This is a genomic window from Chengkuizengella axinellae, from assembly GCF_030730905.1.
GTDB classification, from domain to species: Bacteria; Bacillota; Bacilli; order Paenibacillales; family KCTC-33759; genus Chengkuizengella; species Chengkuizengella axinellae.
Genome location: NZ_JAVAMP010000022.1, coordinates 1 through 19,439, shown reverse-complemented (window position 1 = coordinate 19,439; position 19,439 = coordinate 1). Strand labels below are relative to the sequence as shown.

The 19,439-nt window shown below is 33.2% G+C and carries 19 protein-coding genes; 11 read left to right on the top strand and 8 right to left on the bottom strand.

What is annotated here, in order from left to right; all coding sequences use genetic code 11:
- Positions 1-145: 145 nt before the first annotated feature.
- Positions 146-523 carry an ATPase gene (locus Q5Y73_RS23145; protein ID WP_305994300.1) on the top strand — a complete coding sequence of 126 codons (378 nt, stop codon included), beginning with the start codon at positions 146-148 and terminating at the stop codon, positions 521-523.
- 304 nt (positions 524-827) lie between these two features.
- A complete protein-coding gene (locus Q5Y73_RS23140) occupies positions 828-3,158 on the top strand; it encodes an ATP-binding protein (RefSeq protein WP_305994299.1) in 2,331 nt (776 codons plus the stop codon).
- A 128-nt stretch (positions 3,159-3,286) separates the two neighbouring features.
- On the opposite strand, the gene Q5Y73_RS23135 is transcribed toward Q5Y73_RS23140, so the two are convergent.
- Together Q5Y73_RS23135 and Q5Y73_RS23130 are read right to left on the bottom strand one after the other, a co-directional pair.
- Positions 3,287-4,363 carry a KamA family radical SAM protein gene (locus tag Q5Y73_RS23135; RefSeq protein WP_305994298.1) on the bottom strand — a complete coding sequence of 359 codons (1,077 nt, stop codon included), beginning with the start codon at positions 4,361-4,363 and terminating at the stop codon, positions 3,287-3,289.
- Between the two features lie 61 nt (positions 4,364-4,424).
- Entirely contained in the window at positions 4,425-5,591 is a 1,167-nt protein-coding gene (locus Q5Y73_RS23130) for a YheC/YheD family protein (RefSeq protein WP_305994297.1), read from the bottom strand.
- Positions 5,592-5,950: 359 nt separating this feature from the next.
- Here Q5Y73_RS23130 and gatC point away from each other — a divergent pair, with 359 nt between their 5' ends.
- From gatC to gatB, 3 genes are read left to right on the top strand one after another with little or no spacing between them, the layout of a single operon-like run.
- Positions 5,951-6,238, top strand: a complete 288-nt coding sequence (gene gatC, locus Q5Y73_RS23125) for an Asp-tRNA(Asn)/Glu-tRNA(Gln) amidotransferase subunit GatC (RefSeq protein ID WP_305994296.1) — start codon at positions 5,951-5,953, stop codon at positions 6,236-6,238.
- Between the two features lie 60 nt (positions 6,239-6,298).
- A complete protein-coding gene (gene gatA, locus Q5Y73_RS23120) occupies positions 6,299-7,756 on the top strand; it encodes an Asp-tRNA(Asn)/Glu-tRNA(Gln) amidotransferase subunit GatA (protein ID WP_305994295.1) in 1,458 nt (485 codons plus the stop codon).
- Between the two features lie 20 nt (positions 7,757-7,776).
- Positions 7,777-9,213 (top strand): Asp-tRNA(Asn)/Glu-tRNA(Gln) amidotransferase subunit GatB, encoded by a 1,437-nt coding sequence (gene gatB / locus Q5Y73_RS23115; RefSeq protein WP_305994294.1) that lies wholly within the window; start codon positions 7,777-7,779, stop codon positions 9,211-9,213.
- A 161-nt stretch (positions 9,214-9,374) separates the two neighbouring features.
- Here the strand turns inward: gatB and Q5Y73_RS23110 are convergent, their stop codons facing one another.
- From Q5Y73_RS23110 to Q5Y73_RS23095, 4 genes are all read right to left on the bottom strand, one after another.
- Positions 9,375-9,683, bottom strand: coding sequence for an alpha-helical endospore appendage domain-containing protein (locus Q5Y73_RS23110; RefSeq protein WP_305994293.1), 309 nt, complete (start codon positions 9,681-9,683; stop codon positions 9,375-9,377).
- A gap of 77 nt (positions 9,684-9,760) precedes the next feature.
- The gene (locus Q5Y73_RS23105; RefSeq protein ID WP_305994292.1) at positions 9,761-10,036 is read right to left on the bottom strand and encodes a hypothetical protein; all 276 of its coding nucleotides are present in this window, start codon (positions 10,034-10,036) and stop codon (positions 9,761-9,763) included.
- Positions 10,029-11,435: a radical SAM protein gene (locus Q5Y73_RS23100; protein ID WP_305994291.1), complete on the bottom strand. Its 1,407-nt coding sequence runs from the start codon at positions 11,433-11,435 to the stop codon at positions 10,029-10,031. Before Q5Y73_RS23100 ends, Q5Y73_RS23105 begins: the two co-directional genes overlap by 8 nt.
- Positions 11,436-11,437: 2 nt before the next feature.
- Positions 11,438-12,196, bottom strand: a complete 759-nt coding sequence (locus tag Q5Y73_RS23095) for a prolipoprotein diacylglyceryl transferase (RefSeq protein ID WP_305994290.1) — start codon at positions 12,194-12,196, stop codon at positions 11,438-11,440.
- Between the two features lie 223 nt (positions 12,197-12,419).
- Here Q5Y73_RS23095 and Q5Y73_RS23090 point away from each other — a divergent pair, with 223 nt between their 5' ends.
- From Q5Y73_RS23090 to Q5Y73_RS23065, 6 genes are all read left to right on the top strand, one after another.
- Entirely contained in the window at positions 12,420-13,016 is a 597-nt protein-coding gene (locus Q5Y73_RS23090; protein WP_305994289.1) for an RNA polymerase sigma factor, read from the top strand.
- Complete coding sequence (locus Q5Y73_RS23085) at positions 12,976-13,347, top strand: cytochrome P450 family protein (RefSeq protein WP_305994288.1); 372 nt, start codon at positions 12,976-12,978, stop codon at positions 13,345-13,347. Before Q5Y73_RS23090 ends, Q5Y73_RS23085 begins: the two co-directional genes overlap by 41 nt.
- Before the next feature lie 17 nt (positions 13,348-13,364).
- Complete coding sequence (locus tag Q5Y73_RS23080) at positions 13,365-13,964, top strand: TM2 domain-containing protein (protein ID WP_305994287.1); 600 nt, start codon at positions 13,365-13,367, stop codon at positions 13,962-13,964.
- Positions 13,939-15,225, top strand: coding sequence for a DUF4097 family beta strand repeat-containing protein (locus tag Q5Y73_RS23075; RefSeq protein ID WP_305994286.1), 1,287 nt, complete (start codon positions 13,939-13,941; stop codon positions 15,223-15,225). The genes Q5Y73_RS23080 and Q5Y73_RS23075 overlap by 26 nt, the downstream gene beginning before the upstream one ends.
- Before the next feature lie 152 nt (positions 15,226-15,377).
- Positions 15,378-15,803 (top strand): Fur family transcriptional regulator, encoded by a 426-nt coding sequence (locus Q5Y73_RS23070; protein WP_305994285.1) that lies wholly within the window; start codon positions 15,378-15,380, stop codon positions 15,801-15,803.
- A gap of 213 nt (positions 15,804-16,016) precedes the next feature.
- On the top strand, positions 16,017-17,768 hold the full coding sequence (locus Q5Y73_RS23065) for a glycosyl hydrolase family 18 protein (protein ID WP_305994284.1): 1,752 nt from the start codon (positions 16,017-16,019) through the stop codon (positions 17,766-17,768).
- A gap of 155 nt (positions 17,769-17,923) precedes the next feature.
- Here the strand turns inward: Q5Y73_RS23065 and Q5Y73_RS23060 are convergent, their stop codons facing one another.
- Together Q5Y73_RS23060 and Q5Y73_RS23055 are read right to left on the bottom strand one after the other, a co-directional pair.
- A complete protein-coding gene (locus tag Q5Y73_RS23060) occupies positions 17,924-18,280 on the bottom strand; it encodes a DUF2614 family zinc ribbon-containing protein (RefSeq protein ID WP_305994283.1) in 357 nt (118 codons plus the stop codon).
- A gap of 114 nt (positions 18,281-18,394) precedes the next feature.
- The gene (locus Q5Y73_RS23055) at positions 18,395-18,913 is read right to left on the bottom strand and encodes a gamma carbonic anhydrase (protein ID WP_305994282.1); all 519 of its coding nucleotides are present in this window, start codon (positions 18,911-18,913) and stop codon (positions 18,395-18,397) included.
- Positions 18,914-19,439: the final 526 nt, after the last annotated feature.

Sequence of the window (19,439 nt, the reverse complement as noted above, 5' to 3'; positions counted from 1 at the left end):
AAAATCTTACATAAATTATACTGAATATCATTTATTTTCTCAAATATAGTGCGAATTGGACATGTCTATTAATTTTTAGTAACATAATAGAATAAATATGTACTATTGACCTTTATAATTAAAATGATAGATGGGAGGAAGGACTATGTTTCGATTAGGACAAAAAGTAGTGATAGTAGAAGATAAATTTGAGCAAAACCTTCCCGTTGGATCATATGGATATATCATTGCAGTAGATAAAAATCCGGACAATGCATTTGACTTTGTTTTGCGCATCCCAAAATCGGGAAAACATATATATGTTCCTGCGTGTGATATAGAAGCGGAAGAAATACTCTTAAGAAGAGAAGCTGAAAAAGTGGAAAGAGAAGCTTTGATCGATTTTGCATTAGCTACTAAAAATGAAGAACTGTTCAAAAAAGTGATGAATGGTGATCTAATAGATACGTCAAAAGAATCAAAAGAGAATAATTTGAGTCAAGATGATTTTTTGAAACAAGTTCATTTGAAGGCTTGGATTTGATAGAATAGATAAAATTGAATTTAATAATGAGGCAATCCACTTTTTTAATTAAAAGTGGATTTTTTGATAGTATAGGAAAGTATAACTTTCCATCCTCATATTGGCTTAGGGCTCCGCAAAAGTAATAGGATTAATCTTCAGAGCGTTGCTTTACTTTTGTGAGTTTATTTATCCCCTATTCTAGTTTTTGCTAATATACAATCTCTTTTTTGTTTGGTAAAATGCAATTGTAATAGTTTCCAATCTTTTGAAAATTAAGGGTTGTATTATACGATGAATATTGATAAAGGGGAATATATTTATTATGAGAAGTATATTGAAAGGAAGTATAATATTCATTTTAATCATCGCTTTATTGTGGTGTTTAATGATTACATTTCGCTATCCCTATATTGGTATGGAAGCAGAATTAAATGAACAAAATCATTGGATCGTAAATGCAATTTATGATACTAGTGCTAGTGCTAAATTTAACCTTGAAGTTGGGGATCAAATCTTAAAAGTGAATGATCAAGCTCCGGAGCATCTTCCTTCTATAAAAAGAAATAATGATATTGAGCAAGCTTATAAGATTACTGTTTTAAGTGATGGCTCAGTTCGCGAGATAGACTTTAATAAGAATACGCTTCTCATAGATGATGTAATTGCACTTTTAGCAGGTATAATATGTTTATTCATGGCCATGATTTTATTTATGAAAAATAAAGCATCTTCTTCAGCTAAAATACTGGCGTATTTTTTTCTTACAGCTTGCATTATATGGTTTAGTCTAGGAGCTTCCATTAGGGGGGATGTGGTAGGAGGATATATAATCATTACCTTCATGATGGTTCTGCAGGTTGCATTTTTACATTTTTTAATCACTTTTTTTAAAGAAAAAGGAATTGCTGCATTATCAACAAAAATAACCAACTATTTGTATATATTTATCATCATTGTATCTTTCATCAGATTGCTTGAATTCATTCCTTCTCTATCGTATATTTCTTCTCTATTAAATGGTTCTTTTACATTGTTGTTTTTTACCCTTGTTTTTCTATTTAACATTGCATACCTAACCTCTATGTATTTGAAATATCGTAAAGAAAAATCTCACTTAACAACCATTGTGAAAAGTGTCTGGGTATGTTTACTTGTTTCTTTTTCTCCTTTCATTTTTTTATCGATCATTCCTGAATTAATAACTGGAAATGTAATTATTGATTATATTTATTCTAGTTTGATCATTCTTTTATTTCCTGTTTTCTTTGCCTATTTGATGTCCTCAAACCAAATATTTGATATTGGCTTTGTGTTGCGGCGATTCCTATTTTCTATCGTATTAGGTCTTGTGCCAAGTGTTTTATTTACTGGACTTTTTGCTTTGTTTTTTTACGAAGAGATAGCAGCTAAACCTATTTTATATATCTTATTATCCTCATTAATTTTAGTTTCTTGGATCATATATGCGATGGAGTATTATACAACAAAAATGGAGAAAGTCATATTCCCCAAAAAGTATGTTTTACAACTCATGCTGAAAAATATATCAAAAAATCTAGCCTCAATATCAAGTTATCGAGAATTAAAAGAAATGGTTCTGGTAGATATTATTGAAACGTTAGAGGTTTTTGGTGGAGCAATCCTATTCAAGTATAAAGATAAAAAAATAGAAACGGTTTTTGAAGGGAAATTGGATATAGATAAAATTGAAGAACTTGCTCAAACGTCTGCACTTTTGGAACATCCCGATTTCACATGTTTAGAAATTAATCATCACGAGGAATATACAAGTTATTTAATTTTAACAAGGAAAAAAAACAATGCTTTGTTAGGTGTGGAAGAAATTCAGTGGTTGAGATTAATCACTACCTATTTAGCAGTAAGTTTGGAAAATATTCATTTGATACGAAAATTAACACAAAAATTAGAACAATTTGCATTAAACTTTCCTGATCAAGAAGCAAAAGAAATTCAGTGGTTCCGAAAAATTATGTTCGAATTACAAGAGGAAGAAAGAGTTAGGATTGCTTCTGATCTTCATGATACAACGATGCAGGATTTGTTTTTCTTAAAAAGGCGGTTTGTTTCATTTGCAGAAAAATATGTTATGGATTCAAAGGATCAGAGAGAATTGGATAGCATTATTAATTTTATAGAAATGATTAATGTTAATCTTCGTCAAAATTGCTTTGAACTGAGTCCGTATTTATTAAAAGATATAGGACTTATTAATACGATACAAAGCATGCTGGATAAGGAGAAGTATTACTGTGAGTTCGAAATTTCGTTTTTCTATACACATGAGTCGATGATTGAAGCCATTGATTTGCAAACCAAAACGCATATATTTAGAATTATTCAGGAACTATTTAATAATGCTAAAAAACATTCAAAAGCATCTACAATGACTATTAGCTTAAATGTGATGGATCATCAATTGATTGTAAGTTATGAAGATGATGGAATTGGATTAGAAACTCAAGATAACAATAAAATAGACAACGGGTTCGGAAAAACAAGAGGAATAGGAATGGAACAAATGAAGGGACGTGTGGTGTTGTTAGAGGGAAGAATAAAAATAGAAACCTCGAAGAATATTGGGGTGAGTCTTAATATATGTATACCTTTAAATAAGGTTCTGATAGAGGACTGATGGTTATGAATTGTTTAGTAAGGGGAGAAGAAAGTGATATGGGTATGAAAATTGAGATAAAAAAGGATTATTCATGAGATGAAACAATCCTTTTTTGGAACCATCCTTAGCAATCTACTTTCGTCTTGTTACTGAATCAAATCATCAAACCAGGCCGCATCATCTGGACAATCAAGTGACATAAATCTCCCATCATGACCATCTCTAGACTGGTGGTATTTTAAGTATGCTTTTTCGTTCTCAATACCCAAAATCTCTATTTTTCCTGAGGAATGACTCATAACTAGCCGAACTCTCTTTCCTAATCCTGATGTTAGTGCTTTTGCTTGTTCCACCAGTTCGTACACTTCTTTTAGTGTAAGTACAAACCCTTTATTACCAGCTACAGGTCGATTTACAAAAAAGTAATAGGGGGTAACGCCCGCCCAGGAAAGCTTATTAAGTAATTCACCTAATACTATAGCATCATCATTTATGCCCCTTAATACAGGTGTTTGATTTACTAAGATTGCTCCTGAATTGTGAAGCGTCTGAAAAGCCCATTTAGCTTCCTCAGTTATTTCTCTAGGATGATTAATATGAGTCATGACATAAATTCTCTTATCAACAGTGGAATTTTCTTGAATTAATTGTAATAAATCTTCGTCTTCATATATCCGCATAGGGTTAAATACAGGTATTTTAGATCCTATACGAATGATCTTCACGTGGTCGATACTACGTAACTCTTCAATGATATATCTTAGCTTTGGAGTAGCTAAAATGAATGGATCGCCACCTGTTAATAGTACATTACTAATTTGTGCATTCTCACGTATATATTTTAAACCAGGTCCTACATCTGATACAGCTTCTTTCACATCGTTTCTAAACAATCTTTTCCGAAAACAATAACGACAGTATGCTCCACATACTTCAGATACAATTAATAGGGCTGTTGTTGTATATTTATGCTGGCAACCAGAAACTACATAATTTGATGCTTCATCACAGGCATCCCAAATCCCATATTCCTCTTTCTCACTTTCATCAGGTATGATCAACTTTCGAATAGGATCGTTGGGGTCATCCCAATGAATTAATTTTAAATAATATTCATTTATGCGAAACACAAATTTTTCAGTGATTGCTTTTAACTTCTCCCTATCTTCAGGAGGTATTTGTTCGATTTTAGAAATATCTGTTATATATTTTGGGTAAGCCATGATCATCCTCCTACTATGAATGATTAGTTTAGCTTATTCATTCTTATAAGTCGTTGTTACTTTAATTTGAGTCTACTAAAAATTTCGCATATCCCAAATTATTTTTAAATGATTCTTGTACCATGTTTTCACCATAAGCCTTTAGGATAGAGACTTGAGCCGATTTTGCATTACATTCAATAAACCATAGCTTCTTATTTTTATCTAGTGCAAAGTCTATGCCTAGTTGCCCGAAAGAACCATAAATTTGTTCCGTTTTCATGTAAACTTCTCTTAAAAAATGATCGATTTGATTTTTTAATTTATTTATTTCTTGCTCAGAATAGTTCAATTGATCTCTAAAAAATGTTTGAAAAGATACAGCTTCTGAATGTGTTGTAATATGAGCACCTTTTTGAGCAATTCGGACTGGGACAGCTAAAATCACTAAACCCCCGTTTCTATCTCGCTGTACTTCAGCTCGCATATCAACAATTTTATTTTCTACCCTCAGCAAGTTAATTGCAGTTTGTATATAAACTTGATTTTCTTTACCTTTATATAATTTTAAAATCTTTTGATACAATTTTTTTAAGTTTTTTTCCATCCCTTTGTGAATTTTCTTATTTAAAGAATATTGATAACGATAACCTTTCTTTTTGATTTTTTTAATTTTCATAATTCTAATCCCTGCTCTACCGTATATATCTTTTAAATAGATTGATTTCTCTTCTATTAATATTTTTTCTAAATCATCATAACCATTGAATGGAGCTGTTCGTGGTATATATGGCTCTAAACTTTTGAATTTTAGTAATTCTTCCAACAATTCTTTTTTGTCAAAATAACTTTTGGGATTCATTGTTTTAATATTTAATTCCTTAAATTTCTCTCTAGCAATTTCTGCTGATTGATTAGAATTATGAACTCGATCAAATATCACATCTGGGAAAGGAAATTCTTTGTTACTCCATTCTCTTCCTTTTTCTCTGAAAGTACCCACGATTTTTCTACGATCAAAATCTATATCATGACATCCAAAAAAATATAATGTTGTGTCTGTATCTTCGCTTGCTTTATAGAATTCATTGAACATAAAATACATTTTAAAATCGCTATCCTGTTTCATCAGCTTCTTTATAAAATTTTCCCGAACAAACACACCTACAACAATTTTTTTATTAGATAGGAGTGATTTTTTATTTTGATTAAAGTTTTTTAGACCTTCGGAAAAAAATGACAAATTCATATTCATCCTCCTCGATTATGCCTTAAAAGTGATATGTCAATCTCTTTGTACTAATGTATGTTTGTTCAAAGGGATGGCGTGGACGAATTGCCCCTATTTTTAACCCAAATTGTAGGTACTAAAAAGTCATAATTGAGTAAAATAATCCCATTAACATGTCAATCACACCATAAAATTTTGTCCCTGATTAGAAAAAAATAGGCGTATCCTGTGATATTGGATTATAGGTTATCCAATTTAAGAAGTTACACATGTAAGGATTGAGTTAAAAAAACAAGTAAGCTATAATGATGTAATGACTTAAAGTGCTTTTTATTACTACTAAGATGCGCAGTGATATAGGGATAGGGAGGATTTATATGAGTATATCCATCAAGGACGTGGAGCACGTTGCAAAATTAGCTCGTCTTGAATTAAAAGATGAAGAAAAGAATCAATTTACAAAACAATTAAATGCAATTTTACAGTATGCTGAGAAATTAAATGAATTAGATACGGAAAACATTGAACCTACAACACATGTATTGAAGCTTACAAATGTGATGCGAGAAGATGAAACACGTGATTCGTTACCTTTGGAAAAAGTATTTCATAATGCTCCGGAGGAAGACGAAGGTCAAATAAAAGTTCCTGCAGTACTTGAATAATAAAAAAAATAAATATAAGTTCATGTAATAAAAAGGTTTATTTTGGAAGGAGGCTTTACTGTGTCTTTATTTCATAGTCGGCTAAAAGACATACATAATCAACTGGTTAATAAACAATTAAAAGTATCAGATTTAGTAAATGAATCATATGAGCGAATTCAGAAGGTAGATTCAAAGGTGAAAGCATTTTTGACGTTAGATGAGGAGAATGCTAGAACTTATGCAGATAAATTGGACGAGTTGTTAGATAACAGCAGTGAAAGAGGATTGTTGTTTGGTTTACCTGCAGGGATTAAAGATAATATAGTGACTGAAGGTTTAAAAACAACTTGTGCTAGCCAATTTCTAACCAATTTTGACCCTATTTATGATGCTTCTGTCATGAAAAAGCTAAAATCAGCACAGTCTATTACCATAGGAAAGCTCAATATGGATGAATTTGCGATGGGAGGCTCTAATGAGAATTCTAGCTTCCAAACTACACACAATCCATGGAATACTGAATATGTACCTGGTGGTTCAAGTGGTGGCTCAGCTGCTGCCGTCGCGGCGGATGAGGTTTATTTTGCTTTAGGATCAGATACAGGTGGCTCCATTCGTCAACCCGCAGCTTACTGTGGAGTTGTCGGACTAAAACCTACTTATGGTTTGGTTTCTCGTTTTGGACTTGTGGCTTTTGCTTCATCATTAGACCAAATCGGTCCAATTACTAAAAATGTTGAGGATAACGCTTATGTTTTACAATCAATTGCAGGTTATGATGTTATGGATTCTACTTCAGCCAATGTAGAAATTCCTGATTATATAAGTGCATTGTCTGGTGATGTGAAGGGTTTGAAAATTGGTGTTCCTAAAGAATATCTATGTGAAGGCATTGATCCAAAAGTAAAAGATTCAATTATGAGTGCATTGAAAGTTCTAGAAGGGCTTGGAGCTGAATGGGAAGAGGTATCACTACCCCATACTGAATATGCTGTAGCAACCTATTATTTGCTGGCATCTTCAGAAGCATCTTCCAACCTAGCTAGATTTGATGGAGTACGTTACGGTGTAAGAACAGAAAATCCAGACAATTTATTAGATGTATATTTGAAATCACGTAGTGAAGGTTTCGGTGATGAAGTAAAAAGAAGAATTATGCTTGGTACTTATTCATTAAGCTCTGGATACTATGATGCTTACTATTTAAAAGCACAAAAGGTCCGTACTTTAATTAAGCAAGATTTTGATAAAGTGTTTGAAAAATATGATGTTGTTATTGGACCAACAGCTCCTACAACAGCATTTAAATTAGGATCTCAAATTGATGATCCTTTAACGATGTATTTAAATGATATATGTACAATACCAGTTAGTCTTGCAGGTATTCCTGCGATTAGCGTACCATGTGGTTTTGTAGATGGTTTGCCTGTTGGATTGCAAATTATTGGGAAAGCGTTTGATGAATCAACTGTGTTGAGAGTTGCTCATGCATATGAACAAAGTACAGAATATCATCAAAATCGACCGCAGTTATAGGGAAGGAGGAAAAAAGATAAATGTCTAATACTAAATTTGAAACCGTCATTGGATTAGAAGTTCATGTAGAGTTACACACAAATTCCAAGATCTTTTGTGGTTGTTCCACTGAATTTGGAGCTCCTCCGAACTCTCATACATGTCCTATTTGTTTAGGTTATCCTGGGGTATTACCTGTTTTAAATAAAAAAGCAGTTGAATTTGCAATGAAAGCAGCGATGGCTCTTAATTGTGAAATAGCAACAGAAAGTAAGTTTGATCGAAAAAATTACTTTTATCCTGATTCTCCAAAAGCGTATCAAATCTCTCAGTTTGATAAGCCAATTGGGGAGAATGGCTGGATTGATATCGAATTAGATGGAGAAACGAAAAGAATTGGTATTACTAGACTTCATTTAGAAGAGGATGCAGGTAAACTGACACATGTTGATGGCGGTTATGCATCATTGGTTGATTTTAACCGTGTTGGAACTCCACTTGTAGAAATTGTATCAGAACCAGATCTTCGTTCTCCTGAAGAAGCTAGACTTTATTTGGAAAAGTTAAAGGCGATTATTCAATATTGTGATGTGTCTGATGTGAAAATGGAGCAGGGCTCCTTACGCTGTGACGCAAATATAAGTATTCGTCCTTTTGAACAAGAAGAGTTTGGAACTAGAGCGGAATTGAAAAATATGAACTCATTTAGCGGTGTGAAAAAGGGATTAGAATATGAAGAGTGGCGTCAAGCAGATGTAATCAACAGCGGGGAAAAGGTTGTACAGGAAACGAGACGTTGGGATGAGTCAAAAGGTAAAACTTTCTCTATGCGAGGAAAAGAAGAATCTCATGATTATCGATATTTCCCAGACCCAGACCTCGTACAGCTATATATTGATGATGAATGGAAGGAACGTGTAAGATCATCTATTCCTGAATTGCCAGACTCAAGAAAGAAGAGATATACGGAACAATTTGAATTGCCAAGTTATGACGCTGAAGTCATCACTTCTTCAAAACATTTGGCTGATTTCTTTGAAGAAAGCTTAACGTATACTAAGGATTCAAAATCTGTTTCAAACTGGATGATGGGTGATTTGTTAGGATATTTAAATGCAAACAATTTGGAATTGCCTGACGTTAAAGTAACTGGTAAAGGTTTAGGAGAAATGATTGGTTTAATTGAAAAAGGAACGATTAGCTCCAAAATAGCCAAACAGGTGTTTAAAGATATGATTGAATCTGGAAAAGCACCTCAAACCATTGTAGAGGAAAAGGGCTTAGTTCAGATTAGTGATGAAGGAGCTATTAAAACGATTGTTCAACAAATCATTGAAAAAAATCCTCAATCTGTCTCTGATTATAAAGCCGGAAAACAAAAAGCGATTGGCTTCTTAGTAGGGCAAGTCATGAAAGAAACAAAAGGAAAAGCGAATCCAGGTTTGGTAAACAAACTTATTAAAGAGAGTTTGGATTAATCTGCAAGAAGTATATTATTAAGAGCAACAAAAACCGCTGAATCCTAAGGTTAGGAACAGCGGTTTTTGTAGTACAACACAAACGACAAATGATTTAGTAACCATAATCCAATGCAGTTTAATATAATGAAAGCAATGTATGAATAAAGTGTGTAAGGCTTTTACTCTCCGTCTAAACCTTCAATTAATTCTTTGACATCATCTAACTTAAAGTCAAGCAAGATTTGTTTTTGAATCACTCTTTTTAATGTATCAGCGACATTGGCATTTACATAAATTAAATTTGTGATGTCTGCATGATCACTTTTTTTGAAGTTTTCAACCACAGCTTGAATCTTTTCACCCTCAGCATTAATAATATGTGATAATCCAATTTCCTCCATAGCAATTGAGGTTAATAATAAATCTATGGCCTTTTCACGATCGATAGTGATGTTCGGGTCAATATTTGGAACAGTAGGTAAACTCAATTAAATTCCTCCTTTAATCAGCGATAATTTATCGTATGTTTTAGCTTAGGGTATGTGACTATTTTTTAAGGGTAATTTTAATTAAAGGAGAGCATCAATAAACCAAAACAAGCTGCATTTAAAAGAAATGTAACAACAGCTCCTACACATAACCCTTGCATAATTCCTTTATCTTTATAAGAAAAATAAACAATGGCGGGTATCATATATAAAAGCTGTGAAACACCAATAAAGAACATAGGCATAACCATTGAAATGAGAATAACAGAGAGTGCAAATGCAATAAGGTGAAATATAACAGTTAAACCAAGTCCTTTCCAAAACTGTATGAGGTGCCTTTTATCATCACTCATAAGATTTTTCTCCTAACTTCTCTTTTAATTTTCCATCCAAGCCATCACGATAAAACATATTATATGTGTCAAATGGAATGATTCTTCCATCAGGATGAGCAATGTGAACACAGGACTTTTTAACTGATCGAACATCGAAATTATAACGATCTAAAAACTGCATAATGATGACCCGAAATACATTGTCATAACTTATATTTTCTTGTATGGATACCTTAGGCAAACAGCAAAGCAGCTCTTTTAAAGATGAAGCAGCTGAAGACGGGGAATGTGATGTTGAAAAAAGCTCAAACATTTTTGATTTTAAGACATCATCTTGCTCAAAGACAATGGTGTTTCTAGCCCCTTCCAAAAACACTTCAGGGTCTATCAACCCTGTTAAAGGGATAGCTGTACCATTCATTTTGAGTGCATATCCCATTGCTAGACAATCAGGATGGCATGGTACTGGAATGACATCTTTTTCTGAGAATAAATCTGACTGATTGATGATTTCTTGCCTAACTTCGCTTAAAGTTAATCGGTCCTCAGCGGGGTTGAAATCTTCTATACGTCCTTCAATCTGAATGGGCTGGAAAGTCACGCCTCTAACTGCTTTTTGGGAAATTCCATACTGAATGATCTTACCGATCTCATGATCATTCAAATCCTTTTTTAATGTGACAACTAATGTAGTTGAAATATTAAATTCATTTAAATGTGCGATGGCTTTTTCTCTAATATCTAGTAGGTTTACTCCTCTGAGCTCTTGTAATGCTTTTTCTTCAAAGCTATCGAATTGCAAATAAATTTCAAACCCAGGTTTATATTCAGCAAGTTTTTTTACAAAATCACGATCTTGTGCGATTTTGATTCCATTTGTATTCACCATTAAATGTTTGATGGGTTTTGATTTGGCTAAATCTAATATTTGAAAAAAATGTGGATGTATGGTGGGCTCTCCTCCACTGATTTGCACGATGTCGGGTTCTTTTTCATTTTGAACAATAGCATCTATCATAAATTCAATTTCTTCTAAAGAACGAAATATCTCTCGATTTGGATTTGAATCAGCGTAACAAATGGGACACTGTAAGTTGCATTTGTCAGTGATTTCTAATAAAGTTAAACAACTGTGCTGTTCATGATCAGGACATAAACCGCAATCATAAGGACATCCATATTGAATAGGTGTGTTCCATCTAGCAGGCATTTCAGATGGTTTAATAAATTCGCGGCACATTTTGTAGTAATCTACATCAGTGGAAATGAGGACTTTTTCACGTCCATGCTCCAAGCAATGTTTCTGTAAGTATACGTTGTCTTTTTCTATAATCACTTTAGCTTCTACTTTCATTAAACATTGTGAACATACACTATTGGTTAATTCATAAAAAAGATAAGGTCGATTTCTAGACATTTTTATCCCTCTTTCTCTTTTTTTAAGTTTATGTATGTGTAATAAGCGATACCTGCAATACAGGCGAGTTGAATATTGTTGAAAATGTAATAGGGGTGAGGTGTAGGTTTATAAAAGTCGATCCAAAATCTAAATAATAAATAGGAAACCATAAATAATTGAAATAACATACCATGCTTTAGTTGTTGTGATTGTTTACTGTTAGATTGAGAACGTTTCAGGATAAGAAGAGCACAAGCCAAAAACATTAAAAAAACAATTTCATACAACTGTGTGGGGTGTCTTAAAATCCCATCCCCGAAATCAATACCTGAAAACCAAACTGTAGGGTTACCATAAGTGTGATCAGATAGTCCTGTTAAAAAACATCCGATTCTTCCAATCATCATCCCAATGATTAAAGGGAATACAATATCATCACCAGTGGATTGGGTCATTCCTATTTTCTTTTTTGTGAGTTCTACTCCTATTAATCCACCCAGCAAACCACCAACAATAGTTTTACCTTTCATTAAAAATTGCAAATGATTCCAATTCTCTCTAAAAAGTGAGGGTGACTCTAACCAGTAAAGTACTTTAGATCCGATGGCGGCTCCTAAAATAGCTCCGATTAAAATCCACAGTGAGTTAATGGGAGACATTGAATTTTTATTCCGAGTCCATAAATAAATTCTAAATCCTAAAAAGTATGCGAGAGTTTCAAAAAAAAGATGAGGATGAATACTGATTAATCCTAAGTTTATGTATACTGGAAATTGCATAATTACCCCCGTTCATAACCCCTAAATAATTACAATTCAATAAAAATGTTACCATAAAAAAAGGTGTGCTATAAGTACTACTTTTCTCTAGTACCGTTTTTTTAAAACTAAAAAAAATGAATGATTTTGAAGTGGATCTGATTTGCATTCCGTCTAAGTATATAATTAAAGAAAATTGAAGTTGTATTTTGAGTCATTTTATATGGAATTAGGTGGTGAAGCGATGGATCAATTAACAGATGAACAGCTTGTGAAACAAATACAAATGGGAAGAAATGAAGCTTATAGTTTGTTGGTGGAAAGACATAAGAATTATATTTTTACGTTGATATTTCAAATGATTGGACATCGTGAAACTGCTGAAGATTTATCACAGGAAGTATTTATTAAATTGTTTCGTACACTGGCTTCTTTTCAGGGGAATTCTAAATTTAAAACTTGGTTATATCGCTTAACCGTGAATTTAGTCATAGATCATCGAAGATCTCAGAAAAAAAAGTCTGTTGTAGCTTGGGTGGATGAACTCAAGGATAAGTTATTTACAGACTCTAGTGAGGAACCTGAAGCAAAAGCATTAGTCAAAGAAAAACAGGAGCTTGTGCATCAATTAATAAATGATTTGCCGGATAAGTATCGTATTATTATTTACTTACATCATTTGAGGGAATTTTCTTGCTCCGAGATTGCTGAAATTATGCAAATTCCTACAAAAACAGTAGAAACAAGATTATATAGGGGTAAAAAAAGATTAAAACAAAAATGGATGGAGGTGGATAGTTATGTTCAGGAAAACTCAAAAATCCAATCCACAACAATTTGAAGATTTAGATCAGCATTTGAATTCTATTCCGATTTTAAAACCTTCATCAAATTTTGTAGATAATATAATGAAGCAAACAAATCTAATAGAATCAAAAAAGAAATTAAATATCCAAAAGCAGATGAAACAAAAAAATGAAGCGATCCATTTTATTATCGCTAGTGCAGCAACTTACTTTTTTATTTCAGAAGGAATATTTTCAATTTATTATCAGATGAATCCTGAGCAGTTTAGCATGGAAGTAACTGAAACCGTAAATGGTGCCATCTTATATGGTTCTGAATTAATGAATATGATTTCTGCAAAATTCTCACAGGTGTTTCATCAATAATTTTAGGAGGGTACAGTATGGAAAATCGTGAATTGCCAAATAATTCAGTTGAATCAGAACAGGAGAGAATGGATGATTTCATAGAGCAAAGAATTCACCACCATAAACAGCAAATGAATTCAAGCTCAGTTCCTGTTCAAGCAGCTAATAACAAAAACAAATTTGTAACAGGCTTATTAGCTTTTTTATTGCCTGGTATGGGTCATTTCTATTTAGGATTGATGCAAAGAGGACTCATGTTTATGCTGCTGTTAGCTATAGATATTGTATTTATTGTTTCTTTGGGGATAAATATTGAAGATTCGAGTATTCCTTTGATCGTTTTGTTTTCTTTAATCATTCCAGCTATATATTTTTACAATATTTTTGATGCTTTGCAATCAGCGGATAAGATCAATGCTTATGGATCTTCCGAGGATGCAAAAATGAATATAAAAGATGGGAAAACGTTTGGAATTGTTTTAATTGCAGCAGGAGCACTGTTGTTTATTATCAGTAATAAACCAGCTTGGATAAGTCTAGTATTTGATTTGTTTGGATCTTATCTAGGAGGAGTTGCTTTAATCTTGGCAGGAGGACTATTGCTTCTCAGTGAGTTCAAGAAAAAAAATAAATAATGAGATAGGACGTGGGATTTATATGGTGAAGGTGGGTAGGTATACGTCAGCTTTATTATTAGTCCTTGTTGGTACAGCACTTCTGATAGATCAAACAAGATCAACATCTTATTTAGACAAAATAATAGAGTGGTGGCCGGTTATCATCATTTCCTTTGGGGTAGAGTATTTATGGTTTCAAACCAAAAGAAATAAAGGTAAAGATATTAAAGTAGATGTAAAGGCTGTAATCATAAGTGTTATGACTGTTCTGATCCTATTCGGGGTTACATCTGGATTTCCATTTCTAAACCAGCTTGATTTAGTATATTATCGATCAGCATCTGAAAACGATATAAAATTTGAAAAAAAGGATGAGCTCATTACTTTATCAGAAAATACATCTAAGTTATATATAGAAAATTTAAATGGGATCATTGAATTACAGCCAACTGAAGAAAAAGAGTTGAAGATTGAAACTACAGTTTATGTATCAAGTATGGATCAAGAAAATGCAAAATCGATAGCTGACGAGTCCATAATCAAGTGGAATAATGAAAGTGCCAGTACTTTTCAGGTTTTTGCTATAGGAAAAGAATATTATAAATATGGGTTGAAATATAAACCAAGAATAAATTTAATTGTTCATGTACCGGAAGGTAAAGAACTAGATATACAGCTAGTAATGAAAAATGGTTCTGCAATTGCTGCAGACCTATCCATATTAAACGACTTAAATGTGGATACAACAAATGGAAATATTTATATCGCTAACATAAAAGGAAATGTTGTTGCCGATACAACAAATGGAATGATTGAAGTTTATGATATTGAAGGCGAAACGGTGTTAGATACAACAAATGGAGATATATTTGCTGAGGATATTGCAGGAGATTTAATTGCCGATACAACGAATGGGAGAATATCGGGTGAATTGATTGATGGTAAAGTTGTAGCCGATACTACAAACGGTTCTATTCAATTAGAAGAAGTTTATGATAATGTAACGGCTGACACTACGAATGGCAGTATTAAGGTTAAATCTGGGAGCATAGATGGAAGATGGGATTTAGATACTACAAACGCAACCATAGAAATCATTGTACCTGAAAATGAAGATTTCTCTTTTAGAGCGAAGGCCAGTAGAAGAGCTTTCTCAAGTGACTTCCCATTTCAAATTGATGATAGTGTAATGGAAGGTGTCGTTGGCAGAGGAGAGTTCAAAATTGAGGCAAATACATCAAATGGATCAGTAAGCGTGAAAAAACTATCTGTGGATTAATGCATAATCCATTAAGCTCCTTCTAAAAAAGAGGGGGCTTTCTAGTGTTGAAGTGAGATGAATTTTACTCAACCGTTGACAAAGCGTTTATAACCACCTTAAAATAGATATAATAAACTTCAAATGTTCAGATAGAAAGGCGGTAGGGAAAAATGATGTCCCAATTAGAACATGCCTTAAAACAATTAAAAACAAATGGTGTTCGTATGACTCCTCAACGTCATGCGATCCTTTCTTATATGTTAGAAACTGACACTCATCCATCTGTAGATGAAATTTTCAAAGCCCTTGGAGGTCAATTTCCAAATATGAGCGTTGCAACAATATATAATAATCTGAAGGTTTTTTTAGATGCTGGTCTTGTTCGAGAATTAACTTTCGGTGATGGTGCGAGCAGGTTTGATGCTAATGTAAATGAGCATTATCATGCGATTTGTGATGATTGTGGCAAAATCGTTGATTTTCACTCTCCACCACTATATCAAATTGAAGAAATTGCTTCTGAAAAAACGGGTTTTATTGTTAAAAATCACAGAATGGAAGTGCACGGTACTTGTCAGGAATGCATCCAAGCATAATTTGTCATTTATTTTAATACTGAAATCATTTAATATTAGACGTATTGGTCCTTCTTAATGGGACTATACGTCTTTTTTTATCACGTTCTCAGTTTCACCTGATAAGGTCATCTAACACTTTCAGCAGGAGATTTAAAAACACCCACTGAAAGCAAGATTCTCTTTATTATTTTCTCTATATTACTCCAATTATTTAACACAGGATGTGAACGAATGAATAACAAGATTTTTAGTATTACACCAAGAAAGAAAAAACGTACTACACTGTTGAAAATGATCTTATTGTGCTTATTGTTTTTTGTATTAGTTGTTTCTTACTTGTTCTATCAAAACTGGTTATCTGGACAACCTTCATCTGATAGAATTGTAGAAGATTTTGATGGTTTAGAACAGCCTATTTTTTATGAGAATGTATTGCAGTCATACTCCGCATTAGGCAGTGGCGAAGGATTGAAATTACCAATTGAATTTGTAAAAGAACAGATAGACCCTAATGTTAGAGTTGAAGAGGAAACGGGTTCTGTCATCATTACAACTGCAAACAAAGTGATCCATTTTAAAACTGATCAATTAACCGGGATGATAAACGAAGAACCTTATACATTACAGTTTCCTATTGAAGTTATTAATGGTTCAATCTATTTTCCTATCTATCATTTGCTGGAGTTCTACGATTTGAAAGTAATAGAATCTGAAGAGACAGGTGCAGTGTTGATGTGGAAAGCTGGAGATTCAATTCAGTGGGGGAAGGTAGTTAGCGAAGATAAAACTCAAAGTCTTTCAATAAGAAGCGAACCTTCTATTAAGTCTCCAATAGTACAAAATATATCTATACATGATAAGGTTATGCTTCTTGAAGAGAAGCCAAGTGGATGGTATTTGGTTCAGCTTGAAAGTGGTTATCAAGGTTATTTGGGAGAAGAACATATTGTTTTAGACGAGCTTGAAATTATACCAAAACAAATGAAAGAAGAGCCAAATGTTTCGTGGAGTCCACTAGGGGAAAAGATTAATTTATCTTGGGAGGCTGTTTATAATAATAAAACAGATACTTCTGCAATTGGTGAAATGAAAGGTTTAAACGTGGTTAGTCCCACGTGGTTTGATTTATTGGATGAGTCAGGAAATATTGAGAATAAAGCAGATGCTCAATATGTAGACTGGGCACATTCTCAAGGTTATCAGGTATGGGCTTTGTTCAGCAATAGCTTTGATCCTGATAAAACAAGCGCAGCTTTATCTAATTATGATACTCGGATGAGCATGATTAAACAGCTTGTTAGTTATGCAGAGTTGTATAATCTTCAAGGGATTAATATTGATTTCGAAAATGTATATTTGAAGGATAAAGATAATCTTACACAATTTGTTCGCGAGCTTACCCCTATATTACATGAACAGGATCTTGTAGTGTCTATTGATGTAACGATAAGAGGGGGAAGTGAAATGTGGTCGTTATTTTATGATAGAAAAGCACTTGGAGAAATAGTAGACTATATGATGGTAATGACCTATGATGAACATTGGGCTTCTAGCCCTGTAGCAGGCTCTGTTGCTTCATTGCCTTGGGTAGAAAAAGGAATCGTTGACATCATGAAGGAAGATCAGGTGCCAGCAGATAAGTTGATTTTAGGAGTGCCTTTTTATACTCGTTTATGGATCGAGGAAGAGGTGGACGGGGTTCCATCAGTTTCATCAAAGACATTGTTTATGGAGACAGTTCAAGGAATCATAAAAGATAAAAAATTAGATGTACAGTATTTAGAAGATGTTGGACAAAATTATGTTGAATACAAGGAAGGGAACACGACTTATAAAATATGGATAGAAGATGTAGTTTCTATGGAAGCTCGTGCAGATATTGTAAAAAAATATGATTTAGCAGGTATAGCCTCTTGGAGAAGAGGATTTGAAACACCAGAAATCTGGGATGTTATAGATAAGACACTTAACAAAAGACCATAAGAACCATAATGACGTATTTAAAAAAGCAATCCGACGAAGAATCGGATTGCTTTTTTGTGTAGTATTAATTAGTTTATCAAGTTTTCATAGTAATTCCTGTACTAGTTTCAACGTGAGGTGTAGATGTAAAAACTCCTACTGAAACAAGATTTTCTTTAATTTTCTTCTTTTACATCGTTAGATCCAGTTACTTGATCTTTATCAAATGTAAGGATTGTTTTACAATGCATACAGCGGTCTGTTTTACCTATATGTCTTGTAGGTTTATCACACTCAGGACATTGTATGGTAACTGAGCTTGTAGAAAGTGTTCCAGCCCAAAAGTAAACAGCCATGCTACCTAGTAAACTGATTGTACCTATAATCATAAATGGGATTGAGATGATGTATTTACCTAAATTGCCCCACAGTAATAAGCCACCTGTACCAATAATCATGATTCCCATGCCACCTAGAGTCAGTAAAAGCCCCCATAGGCGCAATTCATTAATTTTACTTGATTTTAAGAACATTGTTAATCCTCTTCTCATTGTTTTTAAGAACTTATTATCTAAACATAATATATAGAAACATTATATTAGAGGAACACGAGTGAAACAAGCTAAAAAATGTTACAGCTTAACTAACTAATCTAGAGGTGACAAAGATTTATAGTATTTTCCCTTTTCCACATATCCTTCCCGGATTCTTTTCATTTCATCAAGGTCATGCTGTGTCAATTCTCGAACTACTTTAGCTGGGCGACCAAAAGCTAAGCTGTTCGGAGGGATAATTTTCCCTTGTGGCACTAAACTGCCTGCCCCTATAAAAGCTCCTTCTCCAATTTCTGCACCATCCAAAATAATAGATCCCATACCAACTAATGCATTTTTTTTAATTGTACAGCTATGCAATAAAGCTTGATGTCCTACAGTAACGTCATCCTCAATAATCAGTGGGTATGCAGGGCTTTGGTGTAAAGTACAGTTATCCTGTATATTTGTTCTTTTTCCTATTATTGTTGGAGATACATCTCCTCTAATTACAGTATTGAACCATATGTTACTTTCATCTCCTATAGTTACGTCACCAGTAATCGTAACGTAATCAGCTAAATATACAGTGTTAGCGATAGATGGTTTCTTTCCTTTATATTCATAAATCATATCAGTACCTCTTTGTCATTTATTTTAACAATCACTTTCTACATACTATAAAGACCCCCTCTTCTTGAGGGAAACTGCCATATCCTGTGGAACGCTCATAATCAGTCACTTCCAAGAGATCATTCTGACATCACTTTATCCACGAACTGACAATCTTACATTTGCTCATCCATGAGCCAAACACGATGCATCAACACATCTGGAACTAGTCTAACTTTTAGTGGAAAAAAATAACTTTCACTGAAGAAAAAATACTCGTTATAATTTGATTGAATTTGGTTAAGTTATAATATACAGATTGAAGGTGATTAGATCAAGAATTAAAGCTTTAATTAAGGAACAATCATTGTCTGAACATTCTAAAAAAACTCACTTTTATACATCTATAATTTTTTTTGAAAATAATGTTGACATGTTATATGATTCTGTGATAAATTTAATTTCGCCGCTTCGGAAAACATTTAAAAATGAGAAGCAGCAATCTAATAGATTCATAGTTTTCGATGAAACAGATTGAAAAAAACTT